Origin of the sequence: Streptomyces sp. NPDC045470 (genome assembly GCF_040646595.1) — a bacterium.
Classification (GTDB): Bacteria; Actinomycetota; Actinomycetes; order Streptomycetales; family Streptomycetaceae; genus Streptomyces.
In genome coordinates, this window is the sequence record NZ_JBEZAN010000023.1 from 102,766 (window position 1) to 108,965 (window position 6,200).

At 71.3% G+C, this 6,200-nt stretch carries 6 protein-coding genes; 5 read left to right on the forward strand and 1 reads right to left on the reverse strand.

Annotation, left to right across the window (positions count from 1 at the left end; translation table 11 throughout):
• Nucleotides 1–68 precede the first annotated feature (68 nt).
• The 5 genes from AB0A97_RS36745 to AB0A97_RS36765 all read left to right on the forward strand — a co-directional run bounded on the left by AB0A97_RS36745 (nucleotide 69) and on the right by AB0A97_RS36765 (nucleotide 5,343).
• Complete coding sequence (locus tag AB0A97_RS36745) at nucleotides 69–1,400, forward strand: DUF5685 family protein (RefSeq protein WP_361158810.1); 1,332 nt, start codon at nucleotides 69–71, stop codon at nucleotides 1,398–1,400.
• 339 nt (nucleotides 1,401–1,739) lie between these two features.
• Nucleotides 1,740–3,236, forward strand: coding sequence for an amino acid permease (locus AB0A97_RS36750; RefSeq protein ID WP_361158834.1), 1,497 nt, complete (start codon nucleotides 1,740–1,742; stop codon nucleotides 3,234–3,236).
• Between the two features lie 90 nt (nucleotides 3,237–3,326).
• Complete coding sequence (locus AB0A97_RS36755) at nucleotides 3,327–4,325, forward strand: SMP-30/gluconolactonase/LRE family protein (protein ID WP_361158837.1); 999 nt, start codon at nucleotides 3,327–3,329, stop codon at nucleotides 4,323–4,325.
• Between the two features lie 216 nt (nucleotides 4,326–4,541).
• The gene (locus tag AB0A97_RS36760; protein ID WP_361158813.1) at nucleotides 4,542–4,784 is read left to right on the forward strand and encodes a WhiB family transcriptional regulator; all 243 of its coding nucleotides are present in this window, start codon (nucleotides 4,542–4,544) and stop codon (nucleotides 4,782–4,784) included.
• A 364-nt stretch (nucleotides 4,785–5,148) separates the two neighbouring features.
• The gene (locus tag AB0A97_RS36765) at nucleotides 5,149–5,343 is read left to right on the forward strand and encodes a transposase (protein ID WP_361158817.1); all 195 of its coding nucleotides are present in this window, start codon (nucleotides 5,149–5,151) and stop codon (nucleotides 5,341–5,343) included.
• 415 nt (nucleotides 5,344–5,758) lie between these two features.
• Here AB0A97_RS36765 and AB0A97_RS36770 read toward each other — a convergent pair.
• A partial coding sequence (locus AB0A97_RS36770) for a transposase (protein WP_361158820.1) occupies nucleotides 5,759–6,200 on the reverse strand: 442 nt, incomplete at its 5' end.

A 6,200-nucleotide genomic window follows, 5' to 3' on the forward strand; every position in this document is an offset into this window, starting at 1 on the left:
TCCCGCCGGGTAATACGATTTCCAGCCACGACCGTTCTTCACCGTCGTCCAACGGGGGATCTCTTCACGTGTTCGGAATCGTCAGGCCCTGCACCCACCGCCTGTCCAACGGGCTCAAGGCCGAGTGGACGGCCCATCTGTGCGGGCTGTGCCTCGCCCTGCGTGGTGACCACGGGCAGTTCGCCCGGGTGGTGACCAATTACGATGGCTTGATCGTGTCCGTCCTGACGGACGCCCAGTCCGGCCGGGCGGCGGCGCAGCGCCGTACCGCCGGGCCCTGCCCCCTGCGCGGCATGCGGACCGCCTCGGTGGCGACGGGCGAGGGCGCGGGGCTGGCCGCGTCGGTCTCGCTGGTGCTCGCCTCGGCGAAGATACGCGACCACGTCGCCGACCGGAACGGACTGCTGCGCCGCCGCCCGGTGGCCGCCGCGGCACGCAAGGTCGCCGCAGGCTGGGACCGGGCGGGAGCCCGTACCGGCGCGACCCTCGGCTTCGACACGTCCGTCCTCGTCGACGCCGTCGACCGGCAGGTGGGCATCGAGCAACTGGCGGACCCCGGCACCCCGTTGACGGTCATCACCGAACCCACCGAGACGGCGACCGCCGCCGCCTTCGCCCACACGGCGGTCCTCGCGGGCCGCCCCGGAAACGCCGCACCGCTGGCCGAGGCCGGCCGGCTCTTCGGCCGGCTGGCCCACCTCCTCGACGCCGTGGAGGACCGTACCGCGGACGCCGCCGAGGGCGCCTGGAACCCGCTGACCGCCACCGGCGCCTCTCCCGCGCAGGCCCGCCGGCTGTGCGACGACGCGCTGCACGGTATCCGTCTCGCGCTGCGCGACGTGGAATTCACCGACTCGGCACTGGCGCACGCCCTGCTCGTGCACGAGCTGCGGCGGTCCGTCGACCGCGCCTTCGGTACGGCGTCGTGCTCGCACCAGGGGTACGGGGCCGGCCCGTACGACAGCGGGACCGGCAAGCCGTACGGGCAGCCGCAGACTCAGCCGTACCCCGCCGCGCCTTCGTACGCGCCGCCCAGCGGCCCGTACGCCCACGGCCCGCAGCACCTGAACGGGCCGCAGAACCCGTACGCGGGCGGGCCGGTGCCGCCGGGTGGTCAGGGTGGTTACGGGGGTCATGGGGGCCACGGGAGTGACGGCGGGCAGGGCGGACACGGCGCCCCCCACCCGCCGAAAAAGCCCCGCGGCCTCCTGACCGGCTGCGCGGTCGCCATCGGGCTCTGCTGCACCTGCCAGCTCTGCTGCGCCGAGGAGTACGAGGGGCCGTGGTCGCGCAAGAAGCGCGAGGGCTGCTGCCGGGACTGCGACTGCTGTGACAGCTGCGAATGCTGCAACTGCTGCCCGGACTCCTGCTGTTGCGACGGCTGTTGCTGCGACTGCTGACCCCGCACGACGCCTCACCCTTCTCCGCTGCCCCCGTCACGTCGACACGCCCACGTAACGACGTGACGGGTGCGGCGCGTCGTACCGCTACGGATACCGCTTCCGACACCGACACGGGCCGACAGGGCAGGCCGACCCGCACCCACCGGCCACGATCACGCCCCCGGGCCACCGATCCGGACACTCACCCGTAAAAGCCTCGACACACCCGCCTCCCTGGTCCTTTCCTTGCGCCAACGGCTCATCCACCCAGTACTGGAGGCTGCATCCGTGACGCGCGTAAGCCGATCCGCCCCCGACGGCCAGGCCCCGCCCGGCCCCCGGGCCGACCACGACTTCCTGCGCAAGCTGGGCTACACCCCCGTACTGAAACGGCGGATGGGCCCGTTCGCGAACTTCGCCATCTCCTTCTCCGTGATCTCCGTCCTCTCCGGCTGTCTGACGCTGTACGGATTCGGACTGGTCACCGGCGGGCCCGCGGTCATGATGTGGGGCTGGATCGTCGTGGGCGTCATGGTCATGTTCGTCGGCGCCGCGCTGGCCGAGGTCACCAGCGCCTACCCGACGTCCGGCGCGCTGCACTTCATGGCCGACCGGCTCGGCGGCAAGCGCTGGGGCTGGTACACCGGCTGGCTGAACCTCCTCGGCCTGCTCGGCGCGATCGCCGGTATCGACTACGGCTGCGCCCTGTTCGCGGGCGCGTTCGCCGGGCTCCAGTGGGGCTTCGAGCCCACTCCCGGCTCACTCATGGTCATCTACGTCTGCGTCCTGGCGCTGCACGCGGCACTGAACCTCTTCGGCGTACGCCTGGTCAGCATCCTCAACACCGTCTCCGTGTGGTGGCATCTGGCCGGGGTCGCGCTCATCGTCGGCGTCCTGTGGCTGGTGCCCGCCCACCACCAGTCCCCCTCCTTCGTCTTCGCCACCTTCGTCAACGACACCGGCTGGAACAGCACGCTGTACGTGGCGCTGATCGGCCTGCTGCTGGCCCAGTACACCTTCAGCGGCTACGACGCGTCGGCACACCTGAGCGAGGAGACCACCGGAGCGCAGGTGAACGCGGCCCGCGGGATCGTACGGGCCATCCGCTGGTCCTGGGTCGCCGGCTTCGTCCTGCTGGCCGGGCTGACCTTCGCCATCCAGGACTACACCGGCGTACAGAACACCCCGACCGGTGTGCCGCCCGCGCAGATCTTCCTCGACGCGCTCGGCGTCAGCGGGGCGAAGGCGCTGCTGCTGGTGGTGATCGTCGCGCAGCTGTTCTGCGGCAACGCGGAAGTGGCGGCCACCTCCCGGATGGTGTTCGCGTTCTCGCGCGACGGCGCGCTGCCCGGTTCCGCCTGGTGGCGGCACGTCTCCCCGCGCACCGGCACACCGACCCGGGCCGTCCTGCTCTCCGTGGCCGTCGCCGCCGTCCTCGCCCTCCCCTCCCTCTACTCCTCGGCGGCCTACGCGGCCGTCACCTCCATCAACATCATCGGCATCACCCCGGCCTACGCGATCCCCGTCTACCTGCGCCTCCGCCACCGCCGCACCTTCCGGCCCGGCCCGTGGAACCTGGGCCGCCGGGGCGTCCCGGTCGGCCGGGTCGCCGTCCTCTGGGTGGCCTTCGTCACCGTCCTGTTCTGCCTCCCCCAGAGCCATCCCGTCTCCCTCGCCACCTTCAACTACGCCCCCGTGGCCCTGTTCCTCGTCCTCACCCTGGCCACCGTCTGGTGGGCCGTCGCGGGCCGCCGTACCTACCACCTCCCCGACCCCGGCACCGGTACCGCCCCCGACCCCGATCCGGCCCCCGGCTCCCCGACGCAGCACACACCGGACGGAGCCACCGAATAACCGGCCAACCCCTGCCCCCACCCCTGGTAAAGGTCCCCGGCGCCGGGTAGTCAGCAGGTCATGGCCAACGCATACGACGAGACCAGCCGGATGACGAAACCCCTGCCGCCGCTGCGGACGGTACCGCTCGACGGGAGAGGGCCGGAGGACGTGGTGGTGGACTCGGCCGGGCGGGTGCTCACCGGCCTGGAGGACGGCAGGGTGCTGCGCCTGGACCCCTTCCCGAAGGGCTCCGGCAGCGAGCCGACCGGTACGCCGCCCCGCGCCCCCGCCGGCCCACCCCGCGCCGAAGTCATCGCCCGTACCGGCGGCCGCCCGTTGGGGCTGGAACCGCTGCCCGACGGCGGAGTCCTGGTGTGCGACGCGCGCCGGGGGCTGCTGCGCGTCAACCCGTCCGACGGGACGGTACGGACCCTCGCCGACACCGTCGACGGCGCCCCGCTGCGCTTCTGCAGCAACGCCGCGGCAGCCTCCGACGGCACCGTCTACTTCAGCGTCTCCAGCCGCCGCTACCCCCTGGAGGACTGGCTCGGCGACATCCTGGAGCACACCGGCACCGGACACCTGGTCCGGTTGCGCCCCGGCGGTGAGCCCGAAGTCGTACTGGACGGCCTCCAGTTCGCCAACGGCGTCGCCCTGGCGCCGGACGAGTCCTACGTCACCGTGGCGGAGACCGGCTCACGCCGACTGACCAGGCTGTGGCTGACCGGACCACAGGCAGGGCAGCACGACATACTCGCCGCGGACCTGCCGGGCTACCCCGACAACATGTCCCGCGCGTCCGGCGGCCTGTTCTGGGTGGCCCTGGCAGGCCCACGCTCCACCCGCCTGGACCGCCTGCACCGCACGAAACCAGCACTGCGCCACGCCGCATGGAGCGTGGCCCGGCGTGTCCGCCCCCGGCCCGGCCCCCTCACAGGCGTCCTGGCCGTCGACACCTCCGGCCGCATCATCCACGACCTGCGGCGCCGCAGCCCGGACTACCGCATGGTGACCAGCGTCTGCGAACACGACGGTCACCTGATCCTGGGAAGCATCCACGAACACGCGCTGGCCGTCTGCGAACTCCCCTCCGCCACACGGGATTGAACCCCGCCCGCACGGGAACCCGGGCCATCCAGGTTCCCACGTGCGGACTCGGACAACAGGGGGCCACACCAGCCGCCCTGCCACGGCCCGCCGCCCCAGGCGCCGGGCCGTCCGGCGTGCCGTCATCACGTACGGGCACTGTCCCGGTACGCGACTCCGTGGAACCTGCGACGGCAGAAGACAACCTCCTGACGATCTCCACGAGGGAAGGCAGCCATGGAGTGGTGGGAAAAAGCAGCGTGCCTGGACGAGGACCCGGAACTCTTCTTCCCCGTAGGGGTGACGGGCCCCGCCGCCCAGCAGCAGGCGGACGCCAAGTCGGTGTGCCGCCGATGCCCGGTGGCCGGCGAATGCCTGGAATGGGCCCTCCAGACAGGCCAGAACTACGGCATCTGGGGCGGCACGGACGAGGAGGAACGCCGCAAGCACTCCGGCCTGCGCAAACACCGGGCAGCCTGAGGGGCGACGCAGCTGTGGGACTTCTCTGGGACTTTTCGCACCGGCCGGGACCAGCCGGCTCTCCCCCGAGCCAAGGCCGGCCTCGGTGCGCCCCAATCCGATCTGTGCGAAGACCGCGTCGATGGCGGCGGTACCCCGTGCGCCGGCGCGGGGCAGGAAGCGGGAACACGTCCGCAGCGTGAAGCCGGAGTCCAAGTGCCCCAGCCACCGTGCCAGGGAGACGACGGACTCGCCGGCCGCCAGTTCCTCGGAGGCGTAGAAGTGGCGCAAGGCATGGAAGCCGTGCTCCCTGGACGGCTCTCTTGCAGTGGAGCGATCGCACCTGCTCTGGCCAAGGCTGTCGTCCACACGTAGGCTGTTTCGTTTGGATCATCTGATCGTTGGTCCGGGTGTGCCGTTGACTGACGCGCAGTGGACGCGGATCGAGCCATTGCTCCCGGACCGACCCCCGAGGCGGGGTGGCCGGTGGCGTGACCACCGTGAGGTGATCGACGCCATCGCCTTCAAGTTCCGGACCGGAGCCCAGTGGGTCCACCTGCCGGACAAGTACGGCAACTGACGCGGGATCTGCAACCGGCTGCGAATGTGGGCGGTCGACGACACCTGGGAGCGGGTGTTCACCGCGGTGGTGGCTCAGCCGACGCCGAGACGAAGACCTCGACTGGGCTGTCTCGGCGGACTCCACCATCGTGCGCGCTCACCAGCACGCGGCCGGGGCTCGCGATAGGGGCCCCGGCCGGCGAACTGGACGATCACGCCATCGGCCGGTCCCGCGGCGGACTGACGACGAAGATCCACCTGGTGGCCGACGGCCACTGCCGGCCTCTGGTGTTCGTCCTGACCGCAGAACAGGCCGCTGACGCGCCTGCCTTCGAGCAGGACATGGCCCGCCTGCGGGCACCCCGGCAGCGTAGTCGGCCTCGCACCACCCCGGACGCCGTTCTGGCGGACAAGACATCCCACGCGGATAAGCGTCAAGCCGCCGCTGCTTGGACCTCCGCTGGGGCTTGTGGGAAAGCGATCGTTTCGTTGTAGGTGTGACCGGTCTGGAGGCAGTGGAACAGCATGCTCATGAAGCGGTTGAAGAGGTTGCGCTGTGCTGCGACGTGGTGGTCGCCGGCTGCTCGTCGGCGGTCGTAGTGGGCTCTTGCGCCGGTTGACCTGGTGAGAGAGTTGAAGGCCCAGACGTAGCCGACAGCGGCCAGTCTCTGGTTCTTGACCTTCCGGCTCATGACCTTGCAGCTCTTGCCGCTGGCTCTGGTGACCGGGGCGCTTCCCGCGTAGGCCTTGAGGGACCCGGCGGTGGCGAAGCGGGTCCGGTCGTCGCCGATCTCCGCCAGGACCCGGGCGCCGGTCAGTGCGGCGAGGCCCGGAAAGCTGCGGATGACCGGCGCGTCCGGATGCTCCTCGAAGGCC